The organism is Chromobacterium sp. S0633 (assembly GCF_024158805.1).
Lineage (GTDB): Bacteria > Pseudomonadota > Gammaproteobacteria > Burkholderiales > Chromobacteriaceae > Chromobacterium.
The window spans coordinates 145282-163507 of record NZ_JAMZGH010000002.1 but is presented as its reverse complement, the minus strand read 5'-3'; the positions used below and the strand labels follow the sequence as shown (position 1 = coordinate 163507).

18 protein-coding genes are annotated in these 18226 nt (G+C 65.6%); 8 read left to right on the top strand and 10 right to left on the bottom strand.

Annotated elements, in window-relative coordinates; translation table 11 throughout:
• Positions 1-17: 17 nt before the first annotated feature.
• From NK214_RS01875 to NK214_RS01855, 5 genes are read left to right on the top strand one after another with little or no spacing between them, the layout of a single operon-like run.
• A complete protein-coding gene (locus NK214_RS01875) occupies positions 18-1439 on the top strand; it encodes an efflux transporter outer membrane subunit (RefSeq protein WP_253313651.1) in 1422 nt (473 codons plus the stop codon).
• Positions 1436-1951 carry a MarR family winged helix-turn-helix transcriptional regulator gene (locus NK214_RS01870; protein ID WP_107798897.1) on the top strand — a complete coding sequence of 172 codons (516 nt, stop codon included), beginning with the start codon at positions 1436-1438 and terminating at the stop codon, positions 1949-1951. Before NK214_RS01875 ends, NK214_RS01870 begins: the two co-directional genes overlap by 4 nt.
• The gene (locus tag NK214_RS01865) at positions 1938-4097 is read left to right on the top strand and encodes an FUSC family protein (RefSeq protein WP_253313650.1); all 2160 of its coding nucleotides are present in this window, start codon (positions 1938-1940) and stop codon (positions 4095-4097) included. Before NK214_RS01870 ends, NK214_RS01865 begins: the two co-directional genes overlap by 14 nt.
• The gene (locus NK214_RS01860; protein WP_107798895.1) at positions 4087-4284 is read left to right on the top strand and encodes a DUF1656 domain-containing protein; all 198 of its coding nucleotides are present in this window, start codon (positions 4087-4089) and stop codon (positions 4282-4284) included. The genes NK214_RS01865 and NK214_RS01860 overlap by 11 nt, the downstream gene beginning before the upstream one ends.
• 43 nt (positions 4285-4327) lie before the next feature.
• Entirely contained in the window at positions 4328-5185 is an 858-nt protein-coding gene (locus tag NK214_RS01855; RefSeq protein WP_253313649.1) for an efflux RND transporter periplasmic adaptor subunit, read from the top strand.
• Between the two features lie 64 nt (positions 5186-5249).
• On the opposite strand, the gene NK214_RS01850 is transcribed toward NK214_RS01855, so the two are convergent.
• From NK214_RS01850 to NK214_RS01810, 9 genes are all read right to left on the bottom strand, one after another.
• Positions 5250-6107: a neutral zinc metallopeptidase gene (locus NK214_RS01850; protein WP_253313648.1), complete on the bottom strand. Its 858-nt coding sequence runs from the start codon at positions 6105-6107 to the stop codon at positions 5250-5252.
• A 149-nt stretch (positions 6108-6256) separates the two neighbouring features.
• Positions 6257-6769, bottom strand: a complete 513-nt coding sequence (locus NK214_RS01845) for a phosphatidylglycerophosphatase A (protein WP_107798892.1) — start codon at positions 6767-6769, stop codon at positions 6257-6259.
• The gene (thiL, locus tag NK214_RS01840; RefSeq protein WP_253313647.1) at positions 6753-7703 is read right to left on the bottom strand and encodes a thiamine-phosphate kinase; all 951 of its coding nucleotides are present in this window, start codon (positions 7701-7703) and stop codon (positions 6753-6755) included. The genes NK214_RS01845 and thiL overlap by 17 nt, the downstream gene beginning before the upstream one ends.
• Positions 7704-7783: 80 nt before the next feature.
• Positions 7784-8230 (bottom strand): transcription antitermination factor NusB, encoded by a 447-nt coding sequence (gene nusB / locus NK214_RS01835; protein ID WP_081547192.1) that lies wholly within the window; start codon positions 8228-8230, stop codon positions 7784-7786.
• A 64-nt stretch (positions 8231-8294) separates the two neighbouring features.
• The gene (ribH, locus tag NK214_RS01830; RefSeq protein WP_081547190.1) at positions 8295-8765 is read right to left on the bottom strand and encodes a 6,7-dimethyl-8-ribityllumazine synthase; all 471 of its coding nucleotides are present in this window, start codon (positions 8763-8765) and stop codon (positions 8295-8297) included.
• Between the two features lie 79 nt (positions 8766-8844).
• A complete protein-coding gene (gene ribBA, locus NK214_RS01825) occupies positions 8845-9951 on the bottom strand; it encodes a bifunctional 3,4-dihydroxy-2-butanone-4-phosphate synthase/GTP cyclohydrolase II (RefSeq protein ID WP_235088479.1) in 1107 nt (368 codons plus the stop codon).
• Positions 9952-10141: 190 nt separating this feature from the next.
• Positions 10142-10804, bottom strand: a complete 663-nt coding sequence (locus tag NK214_RS01820) for a diphthine--ammonia ligase (protein ID WP_253313646.1) — start codon at positions 10802-10804, stop codon at positions 10142-10144.
• A complete protein-coding gene (locus tag NK214_RS01815; RefSeq protein WP_107798888.1) occupies positions 10801-11418 on the bottom strand; it encodes a riboflavin synthase subunit alpha in 618 nt (205 codons plus the stop codon). Before NK214_RS01815 ends, NK214_RS01820 begins: the two co-directional genes overlap by 4 nt.
• A gap of 101 nt (positions 11419-11519) precedes the next feature.
• The gene (locus tag NK214_RS01810) at positions 11520-13679 is read right to left on the bottom strand and encodes a TonB-dependent receptor domain-containing protein (protein ID WP_253313645.1); all 2160 of its coding nucleotides are present in this window, start codon (positions 13677-13679) and stop codon (positions 11520-11522) included.
• 196 nt (positions 13680-13875) lie between these two features.
• On the opposite strand from NK214_RS01810, the gene NK214_RS01805 reads away from it, so the two are divergent.
• The 3 genes from NK214_RS01805 to NK214_RS01795 all read left to right on the top strand — a co-directional run bounded on the left by NK214_RS01805 (position 13876) and on the right by NK214_RS01795 (position 17114).
• Positions 13876-15486: a peptide chain release factor 3 gene (locus NK214_RS01805; RefSeq protein WP_227103300.1), complete on the top strand. Its 1611-nt coding sequence runs from the start codon at positions 13876-13878 to the stop codon at positions 15484-15486.
• A 20-nt stretch (positions 15487-15506) separates the two neighbouring features.
• A complete protein-coding gene (locus NK214_RS01800; protein ID WP_235088474.1) occupies positions 15507-16373 on the top strand; it encodes a mechanosensitive ion channel domain-containing protein in 867 nt (288 codons plus the stop codon).
• Between the two features lie 96 nt (positions 16374-16469).
• Entirely contained in the window at positions 16470-17114 is a 645-nt protein-coding gene (locus NK214_RS01795; protein ID WP_107798884.1) for a TetR/AcrR family transcriptional regulator, read from the top strand.
• A 73-nt stretch (positions 17115-17187) separates the two neighbouring features.
• On the opposite strand, the gene aroF is transcribed toward NK214_RS01795, so the two are convergent.
• Entirely contained in the window at positions 17188-18204 is a 1017-nt protein-coding gene (gene aroF / locus NK214_RS01790; protein WP_253313644.1) for a 3-deoxy-7-phosphoheptulonate synthase, read from the bottom strand.
• Between the last annotated feature and the right edge of the window lie 22 nt (positions 18205-18226).

Genomic DNA, 18226 nt, shown 5'->3' with positions numbered 1-18226 from the left:
AAAACATGGATAGACAGATGAAGCCGTTTTCCGCCACCCTCGCCCTTGCCGGCGCGCTCCTGCTCAGCGCCTGCGCCCAAATGGACGCCGTCAAACCGCAGTCCCAGCTCAAAACGCCGCCCGCCGTGAACGCACCCTGGGCCGGCATGCCCGCGGCGGCCTGGTGGCGGCAATGGCGGGATCCCCAGCTGGAGCGGCTGATCCACCAGGCCTTGCAGGACAACCCCGGCCTGCGCGGGGCCGAGGCGCGGCTGCGCCAGGCTCAGGCACTGAGCGAGGTCAGCGCCGCCGCCTCCCAGCCGCAAATCAACGCGCAATGGCAAAGCACCCGGCAGCTGCACGCGGAGAAAAACCTGGTGGCGCCGGCGGGTCACGGCAACTACGACTGGCAGACCCGCGCCGCCGTCAACCTCAGCTACGATCTGGACGCCTGGGGGCGCGAACGCCAGGCGCTGTCCGCCTCGCTGAGCGACGCCCAGATGGCCGCGGCCGACGCCCGGCTAAGCGCGCTGAACCTGGAGAGCGCCATCATCCGCGGCTATCTGCAGCTGGCCGAGCAATATCAGCAGCGAGATCTGGCGGCGGCGGAACTGGAACAGCAGCAGGCGCTGCTGGACCTCAGCCTGCGCCGCAAGGCCGCCGGGCTGGCCGCCCAGCCGGAGGTGGAACAGCAGCGCGGCAGGCTGCCGGCCGGCCGCGTCCAGCTGGCTCAAATCGACGAACGCATCGCCACCCTGGGCAATCAGCTGGCCGCGCTCAGCGGGCAAGCGCCCGACGCCGGAAACCGGCCGACGCGCCCCGCGCTGCGTCTGGACCAGGCGCTGGACCCGCTCGCCGCGGTGCCGGCCCAATTGCTGGGCCGGCGGCCGGACCTGAGCGCGCAACGCTGGCGGGTGGAGGCCGAGGCCGCGCGCATCAAGGTCGCCCGCGCCGCCTTCTATCCCAATATCAATCTCAGCGCCTTCGCCGGCTATCAGGCGATAGGCTTCGCCGACTTGCTGTCCCCGGCCGCCGCTCTGCGCGGCTTCGCCCCGGCGATCAGCCTGCCGATATTCGAAGGCGGCCGCCTGCGCGGCCAGCTGCGCGCCCAAACCGCCGCCTACGATCAGGCGGTGGAAAGCTACAACGCCGCCTTGATCAACGCCCTGAGCGAAACCGCCAGCGCCATCGTCCGCGCCCGCTCCGCGGACCAGCAAAGCCGGCAGGCCGAACAGGCGCTGGACGCCGCCAGCCGCGAACGGGCGCTGGCCGAACAGGCTTACCGCGCCGGCCTCAGCGATCAGAGCGCGGTGCGCCAGCTGCGGCTGAACGAGCTGTCCGCCCGGCAAAAGCGCGCTCAGGCCCAAGCCCAGCGCCTGGACAGCTACGCCGCGCTGATGGCCGCGCTGGGCGGCGGCGTCGAATCCCCCAATCCCATCGTCGGCGGAGAAAACCCATGAGCCACTTCGAAGAAACCCGCAAACGCCTGCTCCGCGTCAAGACCAGAATTCCGGAATTTCCGCTGGCGCTGCTGACCTTGACGCGGCTGAACTACCATGTGCAAAAACGCCTGCAGGACCTGACCAACGCCGCCCTGCGCAAACACGGGCTGACCGAGAGCAGCTATCTGGTGCTGGCGGTGCTCTACGGCTCCGAGCAAGAGACGACGACGCCCGGCTCTCTGGCGGAAACCTGCTCGCAAAAACCGGCCAATATGACCCGCATCTGCAACGACCTGGAAAAGCAGGGCCTGATCCGTCGCGGCGGCCTCAGCGACGATCGCCGCGCGGTCGCCGTCACCCTCAGCGACGCCGGCCGCGAACGCATCCGCAAGCTGCTGCCCGATGTCTGGGGCAATCTGGGCAATACCTTCGCCGGCTTCAGCGCCGAGGAAATGCAGCAGCAGGAACAGTTCTACCTGCGCCAGCTCAGCAATTTGAACCAGGCGGCGCCCAACGATGAGCACGACTAGCCTCGCCGCCCGGCGCCGCTGGCTGGGCCGGGCGCTGCGCGGCGCCGGACAGGACTGGCTGCGGCAGGAGGGCGAGCGCTGGATCTTCATCCTCAAGACGCTGCTGGCCTGCTTCGCCGCGCTGTGGCTGGCCTTCCGCCTGGGCTTCGATTCGCCGGGCACCGCGCTGATCACCGTGCTCATCGTCGGTTCGCCGCAAAGCGGCCTGGTGCTGGAAAAAGGCTTTTACCGGCTCCTGGGCACGCTGGCCGGCTGCGCGGCGGCCTTGATCCTGGTCGGCATGCTGGCCTCGCAGCCGGTCTTGCTGCTGGCGGCGCTGTCGCTCTGGATAGGCCTGTGCGCCGGCTGCGCCACCTTGTACCGCAACTCGCGCTCCTACGGTTTCGTGCTGGCCGGCTACACCGCCTGCATCATCGCGCTGCCGGCCATCGGCCGCCCGCTGACGGTGTTCGACCTGGCGGTGACCCGGGTCTCGGAAATCTCGCTGGGCCTGATCTGCAGCGCGGTGGTCTACGACATCGTGTTTCCGCGCTACCAGGCGGAGCTGGTGGTCAGCAATGTGCGCGGCCGCTATCTGCGCTTCATCCTGCTGTGCCAGGACGCGCTGGCGCAGAAGCTGCACGCCAGCGATCTGGAGCAGGCCCAGCTCAAGTTCGCCGCCGACATCGCCGCGCTGGAGGCCGGCCGCGCCACCGCCTTTTTCGAAGCCGGACACGTGCGTTCGCGCAGCAATCAGCTGCACGCCTTCAACGCCACCTTCATGGCCGCGCTGACCACCTTCCACACCCTGCACCGGCAAATGGAACGGCTGCGCCGCGACGCGGACTCCCCGCTGCCCGGCCTGCTGCTGCCGTTGTTCTCCGAGGTGGCCGCCGTGCTCAGCGGCGTCGACGGCCCGGCGCGCAACGCCGCGGAAGCCCGGGACACCGAGGCGCAGCTGGGCCGGCTCCGCGCCGGCTGGCCGCGCCGCATAGACGCCGCCCGCGCCTTGCTGCCGGGCGGCGAGCGGGCCGAGCACTGGCGGATAGACTTCGACACCGCCACCGAGCTGCTGAGCCGCTTCATCGAGGAAATGCACGCCTTCGTCGGCGTCTACCACGGCTTCGCCAGCAAAACGCCGCAGCAGATCGACGCGCTGGCCGCCTATGTGCCGGGCACGCCGCTGCCGGTGGCCGTCGCCGGCGGCGTGCGCGCGGCGCTGACCCTGGGCACCCTGTCCGTCGCCTGGTATTGGCTGGCCTGGCCCAGCGCGCTGGAGGCGGTGCTGCTGGCCACCGTGCTCTGCGGTCTCGCCGCCTCCTCGCCGCGGCCGGTGCTGATGGTCAAACAATTCCTGACCGGCTTCGCGCTGGGCACGCCGCTGGCCTATGTCAGCCTGTTCTGGCTGCTGAGCGAGGGCAACGGCTTCCCGATACTGATGCTGGGCCTGCTGCCCTTCCTGGCGCTGGGCAGCTATCTGAAATGCCTGCCCAAATACGCCGGCGTCGGCGCCGGCATGACCATCGTGCTGGCCAGCGCCGTCAACCCGCAAAACCCGATGAATTACGACATCGTGGCCTTTCTCAACAACGGCATCGCCCGCATCCTCGGGCTGGCGCTGGCGGCGGCCTTCTTCCAGCTGGTGCTGCCCGAGCACACCATGGGTTCGCCGCGCCACATCGCCGCCGCCTTGTGGCGGGAAGCGCGCCGCGCCTGCGACGCCAAGCTGCCCCACTTGAAGCAGCGCTACGAGAACCGCATCCGCGACCTGCTCAATCTGCTGAACACGCTGAGCCCGGCCCAGGCCGAACTGAAACAGGCGATCACCGCCCAGGCCATCACCTTGCTGGAGCTGGGCCTGGCGGTGATCAATCTGCGCGCGCTGACCGCGGAATCGCCGTCGCCGCAGTTGCGCGCCGATCTGGAACACACGGTGGCGCAGCTGGAACGCTATTTCGCCGCGCCGTCGCCGGAACGGCTGCAACAGGCCATCGCCACCATGCGCGCGGCCGGGCCGGCGCTGCGCGCCCATCTGGCGCTGGCGGAACCCGAACGCGCCGCGCGCATCCAGCAGGCGCTGACCGATCTGCACCTGATCCACACCTCATTGCTGGACGTGGCCGAAGCCGCCGCAACCGCTGCGCAAGGAACTGAGCATGACTCGTGAAATCGCCGTATTCGGCATCCTGATCCCCACCCTGCTGCCGCTGTTCCTGTTCAGCCTGCTGTGCCAGGCAGGGCTGGACTGGCTGCTGGGCCGGGCCGGTCTTTACCGCCGGGTCTGGCACCCGGCCTTGTTCCGCCTCAGCCTGCTGATCTGCGTGTTCAGCGGCCTGGCTCTGCTGCTGTACTGAATACGCCTCCGGCCCACCCCGAACACCCTTCCGGATAATCAATATGCGAATCAACACTCTCATCCGCTACCTGATCACCTTGCTGCTGCTGGCGCTCGCCGTCTGGCTGGGCAAGGCGCTGTGGGACCACTACATGCACTCGCCGTGGACCCGCGACGGCCGCGTTCGCGCCGACGTGATCACGCTCTCCGCCGACGTGGCCGGCCTGGTGACCCAGGTGGCGGTCAAAGACAACCAGCCGGTGCGCAAGGGCGACGTGCTCTTCGTCGTCGACCGCAGCCGCTACGCGGCGGCGCTGACCCAGGCCGAGGCCGCGCTGGAGGGGCAGCGCACCGAGAAAAACCGCCGCGGCAAGGAGGCGGCGCGTCGCGACGGCCTGGACAGCGCCGTGGTGTCCGCCGAAAACCGCGAAACCGCGGCCTTCGCCGCCGCCGCGGCCGGCTCCCAATACCAGGCGGCGCTGGCGGCGCGCGATCTGGCCCGGCTCAATCTGGAACGCACCGTGGTGCGCGCCCCGGTGGACGGCTATGTGACCAATCTCAATGTCCATGCCGGCGACTTCGCCGCCGTCGGCGCGCCCAAGCTGGCGCTGATAGACCGCAACTCCTATCGCGTGGAAGGCTATTTCGAGGAAACCAAGCTGCCGATGCTCAAACCCGGCGCCAAGGTGGAGATCACCCTGCTCAGCGGCGGCCCGACCTTGAGCGGCCGCGTCGCCAGCATCGCCCGCGGCATCACCGACCGCGACGCCGGCACCGGCCGCGAACTGCTGGCCGACGTCAATCCCACTTTCAACTGGGTGCGGCTGGCGCAGCGGGTGCCGGTGCGCATCGAGCTGGACGCGCTGCCGGCCGGACAGCTGCTGGTGGCCGGCACCACCTGCACCGTGGTGGTGCGCTAGCTCCGCGACAAGCATGAAAAATGGGGCCGTTGGCCCCATTTTTCATTTCCCCACTGAGCCGCTGTTACAGCCGCCGCGCGCGGAAAGTGTCGCACTGCGCCATGTCGCCGCTGTCGAAGCCGCGGCGGAACCAGCGTACCCTTTGCTCGCCGCTGCCGTGAGTGAAGGAGTCCGGCACCACTTCGCGGCCGGCCGAACGCTGCAAGGCGTCGTCGCCTATCCTGGCCGCGGCGGTCAGCGCCGTTTCCAGATCGCCCGGCTCCAGAATCCTCCTCGCCTGATCGGCGTGATGCCCCCATACCCCGGCCAGGCAATCCGCCTGCAGCTCCTGCCGCACCGACAAGGCATTGGCCCGACTCTCGCTGCTGCGCGCCATTTCCTCGTCCACCTTGGCGGAAATGCCGAGCTGATGCTGAACATGGTGGCCGACTTCATGCGCTATCACATACGCCTGGGCGAATTCGCCCGGCGCGCCCAACTCTCGGCCCAGGGTCTGGAAGAAAGACAGATCGATGTAGATTTTCTCGTCGCCGGGGCAATAGAAGGGACCGATGGCCGCGTCGCCGCGGCCGCAAGCCGTCGGCGTCGCGCCGGTGAACATCACCAGCTTGGGCGGCCGGTAACGCTCGCCTTGCGCCTGGAGCAAGGGCCGCCACACGTCTTCGGTGTCCGCCAGCATCACGCGGATGAACTTGGCGTCGCGGTCGTCCGGCGCGCTGACCCTGGCCGGCGCCTGCTGTTCGGCCGCCGGCTCCATCTCGCTGATCAGATTGATCACCGTTATCGGATTGACGTCGAACACCAGCCAGGCCACCAGGCCGATCAAGACCGAGCCGATGCCGAGCGCCCCGCCGCCGCCCCCGCCGCTTTCGCCGCGGCGGTCTTCCACATTATCGCTTTCCCGGTTCCCATCCCAACGCATGCCTACCCCCCCCAAGTCCATTCTCGCCCGCTCAGGCCGCTTCGCCGCGGCGCCTTAGAACAAGGACATCAAAAAGTTCCGCATGGTACGCATTTGACTTGAAACCGGCCAGACCCACCCGGCGAACGCAGCGGACCTTGAACCCGTTCTTACAGCAGACGCCAAATGCCCCACTGCACCGCCAGCGCGAACAAGGCCGCCAGCAAATCGTCCACCATCACGCCGAAACCGCCGCCCACATGACGGTCCAGCCAGCGGATAGGCCAGGGCTTGAGAATGTCGAAAAAGCGGAACAAGACAAAGGCCAGCAACCAGGCCAAGGGCGTGGCCGGCGCGAAGGCCAGCACCAGCAACATGGCGACGATCTCGTCCCAGACGATGCCGCCGTAATCGTGCACGCCCAGCGCCCGGCCGCTGTAGCCACAGATCCAGATCCCGGCGATGAACAGCGGCAGGCACAGCGCCGCCAGCGCCAGTCCCTGCACTCCCAGCGCGTTCAACACAAAGAACAAGGGATAGGCGGCCACCGTGCCCCAGGTGCCGGGCGCCTTGCGCGCCAGGCCGCTGCCGAAGCCGAAGGCCAGGAAATGGGCAGGATGACTCAGGACGAAGCGCCAGTCCGGCTGCAGTTTCAGGGTTTCGGTCTCATTTGAAATGGTCATAGCCGGTGCTTTCCAGTTGAATGATGTTGCCCTCGCCGTCCAGCAGGCTGACGCCCTGGCCGGCAACGATGCGGCCGATGCGGCTGAGACGGCAGCCCGCCGTCGCGGCGCAGGCCTCGATCTGCGCCCGGCGCTCGGCCGGCGCGGTGAATACCAGTTCGTAATCGTCGCCGCCCGCGGCCAGGCAATCCAGCCATTGCCCGCGCGCGGCCTCCGCCAGCGGGTGGGACGGCAAGGCCTCGGCCCAGACTTCCGCGCCCATCTGGGAGGCGGCGGCGATATGGCCGAGATCCGACAGCAGGCCGTCGGACACGTCGGCGGCGGCGTGCGCCAAGGGCAGCAAAGCCCGCCCCAGGGCAATGCGCGGCTCCGGGTATTCCAGCTTGCGCCAGGCCGCCTCGCGCAAACCGTCCGGCAAGGGCGCGAGCTTGCCCAGCCGGCTGCGCACCGCCATCGCGCCCAGACCCAGCTCGCCGCTGACCCAGACATCGTCGCCCGCGCGGGCGGCGGCGCGGCGCAGCGCCTGACCGCCCGGCGTCTCCCCGCCCACGGTCACCGACAGCGTCAAGGGGCCGCGCGTGGTGTCGCCGCCTATCACGTCAACGCCGTAACGCTCCGCCAATGCGAAGAATCCTTGGGAAAACCCGGCGGCCCAGGCCTCGTCCATCGCCGGCAAGGCCAGCGACAGCACCACCCAGCGCGGCGCGGCGCCCATTGCCGCCATATCGGACAAGTTCACCGCCAGCGTCTTATGGCCCAAGGCCTCCGGCGCGACGTCGGCGAAAAAATGCCGCCCTTCCACCAGCATGTCCACTGAGACATGCAGATCGCAGCCCGGCGTCGGCCGCAGGATGGCGGCGTCGTCGCCGACGCCCAGGACCGCGCCGCCGGCCGGCCGCGTGAAATAACGGCGGATCAATTCAAATTCATTCATCACGATCTTTCTGCCCGGCCGATATGAAAACACCCGCGGCAGCGGGTGTGTTCTGGTCTGACGGCGCCGGCGACAAGGCCTTAGTTCTGACGACGCGCCTTCTGCGACGCCACTTCGTCGGCGCGCACTTCGGCGGCCAGCTTGTCCAGCACGCCGTTGACGAACTTATGACCGTCGGTGCCGCCGAAGGTCTTGGTGATTTCAATGGCTTCGTTGATGATCACCGGATACGGGGTTTCCGGATGCTGGGTCAGTTCCAGCGCGGCCATCAACAGCACGGCGCGTTCCACCGGGCTGACTTCGTCTTCGGCGCGTTCGTAATAGTGGCCGATCTGCTTGGACAGCGCGCCCACGTCTTTCAGCACGCCGTACAGGATTTCGCGGAACAGGGCTTCATCGGCCTTGGCGAAGTATTCATTCTCGCGCAGATGCTTTTCGATCAGGGAGGCCGGACGATCCGGGTTCAGCTCCCATTCGTAAATGCCTTGGATGGCAAATTCGCGGGCGCGGCGGCGAGCGGTTTTCATAGAGGTTCCTTGTAAAGAGCGGTGAGCCGGGCACGCCCGGCTCCGGTATCTTGGCGGGAGCCGATCAGCCGCGCTGGATGCGCTTGCGCAGATTCGCCATCTCCACCGCCACGGCAGCGGCCTCGCGGCCTTTGACTTCCATGCGCACTTCGGCCTGCTCGTCGGTTTCGGTGGTCAGAATCGCGTTGGCGATCGGGATGTCGAAGTCCAGGCCGACGCGGGTCACGCCCGCGCCGGATTCGTTCGACACCAGTTCGAAATGGTAGGTTTCGCCGCGGATCACCGCTCCCAGCGCCACCAGCGCGTCGAAGCGGCCGCTCTTGGCCATGGTCTGCAACACCAGCGGCGCTTCCAGCGCGCCCGGCACCGTGGCCAGGGTCACGTCCTCGGCGGCCACGCCCAGCCGGGCCAGCTCGCCCAAGCAGGCGTCGCGCAAGCCTTCGCAAACCGGGGTGTTGAAACGCGACATCACAACGCCGATTTTCAGGCCCTTGCCCGTCAGATCGGGTTCTATACGCTGGATAGCTTGAAGCATCTTGTTCCTCGCGGCGGAATCACTACGGAAAACCGGAGATTCTACCTCAATCCCCGGGCCTTAGCCATTGCGCAGCCGCTCATTCTTCATCCACGTGGAAGGCGCTCGGCTGGCAAAAGCCGGTCACTTCCAGGTCGAAGCCGGTCATAGACGGCAGGCTGACCGGAGCGGTCATCAGCTTCATCTTGCCCACGCCCAGCGCCTTGAGCATTTGCGCGCCGATGCCGAAGGTCTTGCTGTCCCAACGCTGCTTCTGCTGCTCCTGGCCCAGCGCGCGCTGCGCCAGCGCCTCGCCGGTTTCGTCGCGATACAAGAGCACCACCACGCCGTGACCGGCCTCCTCGATCATTTCCAAGGCATTGGGCACAGTCCAGGAGTGCTGGCTGCACAAGGGCGCCAGCACGTCGATCACCGACAAGGGCTCGTGCACGCGCACCAGAGTTTCGCGCTGCGACTGGATCTCGCCCTTGACCAGGGCCAGATGGGTGGCGCGGGTGGTGATGTCGCGGAACACGTGCAGCTCGAATGCGCCGAACGGCGTATCCACCGGCCGCTGGCCCACTTTTTCCACCAGCGATTCGGTGCGGCTGCGGTACTGGATCAGGTCGGCGATGGTGCCCACCTTCAAACCGTGCTCGCCGGCGAACTCCACCAGTTCCGGCAAGCGCGCCATGGTGCCGTCGTCGTTCATGATTTCGCAGATCACGCCGGCCGGCTCCAGGCCGGCCAGCATCGCCAGATCGCAACCGGCCTCGGTGTGGCCGGCGCGGATCAGCACGCCGCCTTTTTGCGCCTTCAGCGGGAAGATGTGGCCCGGCTGCACCAGGTCCGCCGGCTTGGCCAGCCGCGCCACCGCGGCCTGCACGGTGCGAGCGCGGTCCGCGGCGGAAATGCCGGTGGTCACGCCTTCGGCAGCTTCGATGGACACGGTGAAGTTGGTGCTGTACGGAGTGCCGTTATTGCTGACCATCAGCGGCAGGTTCAATTGCTGGCAACGCTCCTCGGTCAAGGTCAGACAGATCAGCCCGCGGCCGTGCTTGGCCATGAAGTTGATCGCCTCCGGGGTGACGAACTCCGCCGCCATCACCAGATCGCCTTCGTTCTCACGGTCTTCGGCGTCCACCAGCACCACCATCTTGCCGGCCTTGATGTCGGCGATAACGTCCTGAATCGGGGAAATAGTCATACCGTCTTCCTTCGTAAGCACTTGTTTTTGGCGCGGGCCGCCGCCCGCCCGAATTCATTATCAGTACCTGTTCAAAGTCTCGCGGGCCAAGGCGAAAACAACTGAAGAGCGTATACGGCGCATCGGCATTCTGCAGCGCTAACTCGCCGTGCCGCGCCCTCGCGAAGCGCAACAGACTTTGAACAGTTTCTCAGCCGGGCAACAGGTCCAGGCTGACATAATCTCCATGGCGATGGATGTCGCCGTCGCGCAAACGCAAGGGCCGCGCGAACAAGGGCCCGTCCGTCGCCAATGTGTGAAACTCGCCGGCCTCGGCGCAAGGGTCCAAACCTTCCGCCAACATCCGGTCCACCACCTCGCGGCTCAACTCGCGACCCAGCCACTCTTCGCTCGCCAGCCGGGTGTTCACCACCACGATGCGGGCGCGAAAGCCCGCGTCGATGAATTCGCGCACCAGCTCGGCGCGCGGCTGCTGCCACAACGGCAGCCAAGCTTGCAGGCCGGCGGCGGCGCAAACCTTCTCCTCCCACTCGCGATGGGCGTCCAGATCGATGTCGCCGAACACCGCGGCCTCGCAGCCGTCGGCGCGCGCCTCTTCCAGCCGGGCGATAAACTCGGCCTCATAACCGTCCCAGCTCGCGCGGCCCACCCGCAAGGGCAGGCCCAGCGCCGCGGCTTGCAGCGCCAGCACTTCCGGACGCACCCCATGCGAGCGCGAGCGCCGGCCACCCTCGTCCATCATGGTCAGCAAGGCCTGCGGGCTGGCGCCGGCGCTCACCGCGCGCCACAAGGCCAGGCAAGAATCCTTGCCGCCGCTCCAGGAGGCCAGCACGCGCCGGCCGGCTCTGTTCACTCAGCGGCTCCGCGCTGGGCCAGCACCCGTTCCACCGTTTCCACGATGGCCTGGGTTTGCGGATCCACTTCGATATTGATCAGATCGCCCACTTTGCGCGACTTGATGATGGTGCGCTCCAGAGTTTCCGGAATCAGATGCACGCAGAAACGGTTGTCCGTCACCTCGCCTATGGTCAGGCTGATGCCGTCAATACCGATATAGCCCTTGGCGAACACGTATTTGATGTGTTCCGCCGGCAATTCGAACCAAACGGTGCGATTATTGGGCAGATCGATCACTCGGGACACCTTGGCCAGGCACAAGATATGGCCGGACATCGCGTGGCCGCCGATTTCATCGCCGAAACGCGCGGCGCGCTCGATATTGACCAGATCGCCCGCTTGCAGCAGGCCAAGATTGGTGACGCGCAGGGTTTCGCGCATCAGGTCGAAGGAAACTTGATCGCCGTTGATGGCGGTGACGGTAAGGCAGCAGCCGTTGTGGGCCACCGAGGCGCCCAGTTCCAGACCGGGCAACAGCGCGTCGGGCAAGCGCAGCGTATGAGTGCGGAAGTCCTGCTTCTCCGTGATGGCGATCACTTCCGCCACCCCTTGGACGATACCGGTAAACACGAAGACGCTCCTTTGCTAGGGATTCGGAGCGCCATTGTAACGCAAGGAGGGGCGCGCGGCCCCTCCTGGTCTTAAATCGGACTCAAGCTGTTTCCCGGCATTTAGAAACGCCAGGACACGCTGGTGCGGATCGCGCGCCCCATGCCCTCGGCGCCCTCGGTCAGATAGGGCTCGTATTGGACATTGAACAGATTGTCCACCGCCAAGCGCGCCTCAAAGCCCTTGAGACTGCCCTTGGGCTGCCAGCCCAGAGACAGGCCGAACAGCGAATAGCCGTGCTGCGCCGGATAGGCGTAGGGCGAGTCGACCAAGACACGGTCCTGCTTGCGCACGAACTTGCCCTGCCCGCTCAGGGACAGGCCGATCTTGTTCCAGCGATAGCCGAGATTGGCCACCGCCTTGCGCGGCGGAATATTGGTGATGGGCTCGTCCTTGCCCCATGGGTCCATCAGGCTATGGTTGCGCTCGCCCTTGGTGGATGACAGAGACAGGCTGCCGAACCAGCCTCCGGCCTGATAACGCCCTTCCAATTCGAAGCCCTGGATCACGTAGCCGGGCATATTGCGATAGAAACCGATCACCGGCGGCAAGGGCGCGCCCGGCGCGTCTCCCCGGTTTGGCCCCAGGCGCTGCGCGATGTCGTTTTTGACGGTTTGGCGATACCAGGTCACCGCCGCCGACAGATTGTCCCCGGACGTCAACACATTGCCGCGCTCGTACTCCAGGCCCAGCTTGACCGCGTTCAGCGTTTCCGGCCGCAGCTGGCGGCTGCTTGCCGTCGTGCTGCCCAAAGTCTGGGTATCGTACATTTCGTCCACCGACGGCGCCCGCCAGGTGCGGGTATAGCCCGCATCCAGCGTCCAGCCCGGGCGGAAGTTCCAACGCGCGCCCAGCCGCGGCGACCAACCGGAATAAGCCAGACCGCTGTAATCATGCCCCTTGGCCGGATCGTTATACGCGGAAGCCAGATTCTCCCGCCCCTGTATCCACACATGGTCGTAGCGCAGCGACGGGGTCAGCGTCAGGCTGTCCAAGGGCTGCCATTGATGCACCCAGTAGGCGGATCGCACGGTTTCTTCGCCCGGCGGCTGGTAGCGCGGATTCAAATAGCCGTAGTTGTAAGCCGGATCCTTCACCTTGTCCGGGCGATAGAACAAGGCATCCAGCGTTTTGTGCGCCCAGCTGACGCCCATCGTGACTTCCTGACGCGCCCAGCCGGAACCAAAGCGGGCGGTATTGCGCAACTCCAGACGCCGGTCGCGCTGAGTCACCCAGCTCTCGTTCCCGAACAAGGAGGAAAAAGCGTAGATGCTGGCCGTCGGCGGCCGGGTATCGTGCTGGTAACGCCGCGACTGGGCGTAACTCAGCTGCAGATCCAGCCACGGCGAATCGCTGACAAAAGTCCAGTCCGCGCTCACCGTCTCGTTTTGCTGTTCGCGCCACACGCTCTGACGCAACCAAGCGCCTTCCCAGCCGTACTTCTTGATATCGGCCGCGCTTGGCGCGGGAATATCGCCGCGCTTAGCCGCCCACGGCGTGCGCCGCTCCTCCTCCTGGCTCACCCAGCCCAGGCGCAGCCTGTGGCCGGGCGCCGGACGCCAAGCCAGTTTCAGCATGCCGCCCTCCAGATCGTTGCCGGAAAACATCGTGCTGGAGCCGTCGCCCTTTTTGCCGTCCCCGGCGCGCGAGCGCGTCACATAGGCCAGGATGTCGGCCTTGCTGCCCGGGCCGCCGGCGTAGGCGGCCAGCGACTGGCCGAACTGATTGCCGTTGTCCTGGTACATCAGCTTGGCGAAGCCGCCCACCGATTTGCCCGGCTGCAGCAACTCCGCCACGGTCTTGGTTTCCGCCTTGACCACGGCGCCAAACGCGCCGTTGCCGTAAAACGGAGAATGCCCCCCCTTCATCACTTCCACCGATCCCAATAATTCCGGGTCGATGAAAGACGTCCCCTGCTGGTATTTGTCGAAGCCTTGCGGCGCGCCGTCCAGGGACACTTGCACATGCTCGACCGACTCGAAGCCCCAGACATTGATGGTCTGGCCTCCGGGGCGCTGCGAGCCTCCGGCGTTGACGCCGGGCAGAGCGTCCAGCACTTCGGCCAGCGAACGGGCTTGCGGCCGCTCGATTTCTTCGCGGTCCAGCTTATTGCTGCCCACCCGCGCCTGCGGGCCGTCGGCGGTGACGTGGACGGTGTCCAGGCGCGCCGGCGCCTCGGCGGCCCAGACGCCGGGCGCGGCCAGGCAAGCCAGGCTGAGCACGAGCGCCTTGGGGCGGAAACGCGGCGGATTTTGAGCGGGGGAAATGGAATCGGGGCAAGACGAGAAAAGGTAGCAGCCAGGCATCACGGTTTTGTTATATTAATGATAATCATTCTCAATATTAACATAAAACTTCCACCTTAAGGCAAGTCCGGTAAAATAGCCGGCTTTATCGAATTCCAATACAAGCATCCCCATGTCCGCCGAACTCGCCCGCATCGCCGAAGAAGTGTCCCACCGCCGCACCTTCGCCATCATTTCCCACCCTGACGCCGGTAAGACCACGCTGACCGAAAAGCTGCTGCTGTTCTCCGGCGCCATCCAGATGGCCGGCACCGTCAAGGGCAAGAAAGGCGGCAAGTTCGCCACCTCCGACTGGATGGAGATCGAGAAGCAGCGCGGCATCTCGGTGGCGTCCTCGGTGATGCAGTTCGAGTACCGCGACCACACCGTCAACCTGCTGGACACCCCGGGCCACCAGGACTTCTCCGAAGACACCTACCGCGTGCTGACGGCGGTGGACAGCGCTCTGATGGTGATAGACGCGGCCAAGGGCGTGGAGGAGCAGACCATCAAGCTGCTGAACGTCTGCCGCCTGCGCAGCACGCCCATCGTCACCTTCATGAACAAATACGACCGCGAGGTGCGCGACAGCCTGGAGCTGCTGGACGAGGTGGAAAACGTGCTGAAGATCCGCTGCGCGCCCATCACCTGGCCCATCGGCATGGGCAAGGCTTTCCGCGGCGTCTACAGCCTGTTGAACGATGAAGTCATCCTGTTCGAACCGGGCGCGGAAAAACTGATCACCGACGTGGAAGTGATCAAGGGCATAGACAATCCCCGCCTGGATCAGCTGTTCCCGCTGGAAATGGAACAACTGCGCATGGAGATCGAACTGGTCAAGGGCGCGTCCAACGAGTGGAATCTGGACCAGTTCCTGGCCGGCGAACTGACGCCGGTGTTCTTCGGCTCCGCCATCAACAACTTCGGCGTGCGCGAAATCCTGGACGCGCTGATCAACTGGGCGCCGGCGCCGCAGCTGCGGGACGCCACCGTGCGCGATGTCGCGCCCACCGAAGGCAAGTTCTCCGGCTTCGTGTTCAAGATCCAGGCCAATATGGATCCCAAGCACCGCGACCGCATCGCCTTCCTGCGCGTGTGTTCCGGCCAGTTCGAGCGCGGCATGAAGATGAAGCATCTGCGCCTGAACCGCGACATCGCCGCCTCCAGCGTGGTGACCTTCATGTCTCACGACCGCGAGATCGTGGAAGAAGCGTTTGCCGGCGACATCATCGGCATCCCCAACCACGGCAATATCCAGATCGGCGACAGCTTCTCCGAAGGCGAGGAACTGACCTTTACCGGCATTCCCTTCTTCGCGCCGGAACTGTTTCGCGGCGTGCGCATCAAAAACCCTTTGAAGCTGAAACAGTTGCAAAAAGGTCTGCAGCAACTGGGCGAGGAAGGCGCGGTGCAAGTATTCAAGCCGCACAGCGGCGGCGACCTGATTCTGGGCGCGGTGGGCGTGCTGCAGTTTGAAGTGGTGGCCTCGCGCCTGGCCGCCGAATACGGCGTGGACGCGATGTTCGAATCCGCCAGCATCTGGTCCGCGCGCTGGTTCAGCTGCGAGGACCGCAAAAAGCTGGACGAATTCGTCAAGGCGCTGCAGATCAACATCGCCACCGACGCCGGCGGCAACCTCGCCTACCTGGCCCCCAACCGCGTCAACCTGCAACTGACCCAGGAACGCTGGCCGGACATCGTATTCCACGAAACCCGCGAACACGCGGTCAAACTCAACGACTGAAGCTGAAACCGACGCCCGACATGGAGCCCAAGGCCACCCTATTCGACTTGATAGGCTATCTGCGCGACAACTACTCGCACGAGATAGCGCGCTCGCTGATCCTGATCGCCGCCCTGCTGATCATCCGCCTGGTGATGGACCGGCTGCTGGCGGCCAACAACAGCATAGCGATCGAGTCGAAACGGCGCTGGTCGGTGAACACCCGCAACATCCTGTTCATCTCCGGCCTGGCGGGCATCGGCCTGATCTGGGCCAGCGAGCTGCAAACCATCGCGGTGTCGATGCTGGCCTTCGCCGCCGCGCTGATCCTGGCCACCAAGGAGCTGATCATGTGCCTGTCCGGCGGCCTGGTGCGCCAGACCTCCAACAGCTACAGCCTGGGCGACCACATCGAAGTGGGCGCGGTGCGCGGCCGGGTGGTGGACATCGGCCTGCTGTCCACCACGGTGATGGAGATCGGACCCAATCACAGCTCGCACCAGATGACCGGGCGCGCGCTGACCTTCCCCAACAGCCTGCTGCTGTCCACGCCGGTGATCCGCGAAAACTATATGGGCGACTATGTGATGCACATCGTCAACGTGCCCATGGCCTACACCGTGCCGCCCATCCGCGCCGAACGCCTCTTGATGGCGGCGGCGGAAGAATCCTGCCAGCCCCACCTGGAAGTGGCGCGTCAGCACATGGAAGACATGGCCAAACGCAACCTGGTGGACATTCCGTCGGTGGAGCCGCGCATCGCCTTGCAGCCGGTGGATGAAAAACGCTATCAGTTGATCTTGCGCATCGCCATTCCGGCCCGAGACCGGCATCGTATCGAACAAACCATCCTGCACAGTTTTCTGGCGCAATGCTTTCCGGAGCAGAACGACGCCGCCCCGGCCTGAAGCGAAGGCGTATCGCGCGCAAATAATTAGAGCAAGAACTCCAAATTTGCGTTAGAATGGCGCATCGCGAATGTCATTGAACAGCCCAAGCGCATCATGAGCAAAAACAGAATCAAAACCTACGACCGCATCATCCAGGAGAGCCTCAAGCTGTTCAACGAACAGGGCGAGCGCAGCATCACCACCAATCACATCGCCGCGCATCTGGGCATCAGTCCGGGCAATCTGTACTACCACTTCCGCAACAAGGAAGAAATCGTCTACCAGATCTTCCTGATGTACCGCGAGTTCATCAACCAGCGTCTGGCGGTGCCGGAAAACCGCGAAATGACGGTGGACGATCTGGTCAACTACCTGGACACCGCCTTCCTGGCGATGTGGCAGTTCCGCTTCATGTTCTACGACCTGCCGGGCATGCTGGCGCGCAACCCTCAGATGCAGTCGGAGTACCACCAGTTCGTCAACACCGAGCTGAAAAACATCCTGGCCGAGCACTTTCGCGAATTCATCCGCCTGGGCCTGCTGGAAATGGACGAGGAAGACATCGAACCGGTCAGCATCAATATCTGGCTGGTGGTGAAGTTCTGGTTCGCCTTTGAACAGACCGCGCGCCCCAAGGCGCCGATCACCGAGGAATCCGGCCACCGCGGCGTGCTGCAGGTGCTGGCCCTGCTCAAGCCCTATGTGCAGGATCAGTATATGGGCGCCTTCCAGGCGCTGTGCGAGCGCCACAAAGTGTGACGCCCCGCCTCCGCGAAAAGAGCAAAGCCGCGTAATCGCGGCTTTTTTCATGCGTCGGCGCTTCTAAAGCGGATTACAGGCTACGCCCCAAGGCCGCCGCCAAGGGCCGCAACTCCGCCATCAGGGCGGCCAAGCCGTCCGGCGTCAGCGCCTGATCGGCCTCGCACAAGGCGGCTTCCGGCTGCGGATGCATGTCCAGCAGCAAGCCGTCCGCGCCGGCGGCCAGGGCCGCCTTGGCCAGAGCGGGCACCAGCCAGGCTTTGCCGGCGGCGTGGCTGGGATCGACGATCACCGGCAAATGGGTCTCGCGCTTGAGCAGGGGAATCGCGCTGACGTCCAGCGTGGCGCGGTAGGCCGGCTCGAAGCTGCGAATGCCGCGCTCGCAGAACACGATGTTGTGGTTGCCGCCGGCGGCGATGTATTCGGCCGCCATCAGCCAGTCGCCCAAGGTCGCGGCGACGCCGCGCTTGAGGATGACCGGTTTGTTCAAACGCCCCACTTCCTTCAACAACTCCACGTTCTGCATGCTGCGCGAGCCGATCTGGATGATGTCCACGCCCTGCTCCAGAAACACGTCCAGCATGCGCACGTCGGCCAATTCGGACACCACCGGCAAACCTTCGGCGCGGCCGGCGGCGATCAACTGCTCGATGCCCTCCACGCCCAAGCCCTGGAAGCCGTAAGGGCTGGGATGCTGCTTGAACACCCCGCCGTGCAGCAGCCGGCAGCCGGCGGCCCGCGCCGCGGTCGCGGCCTGAGCGATTTGCGACGCCGACTCCACGGCCGACGGACCGGCGATCACCTGCAAGGCCTCGCCGCCGAAAGCCAGGCCTCGCGCCTGCACCACGCTGTTCTGCGGATGGGTTTCCCGCGACACGATGCGGTATTCCCGCACCACTCGCATCGCCCGCTCCACGCCAGGCATGGATTCAAACATTTCCGGCGACAGGCTGCGCTCGTCGCCCACCGCGCCGATGATGGTGCGTTCCGCGCCGCGCGACACATGCTCGCTGAGTCCCGCCCCGCGGATCTTGGCCACCACGGCCGCCACTTCGCTTTCCGGCGCCAGCCGGTTCATGATGATGATCATCCGCTACCCCGTTCAAAACCCT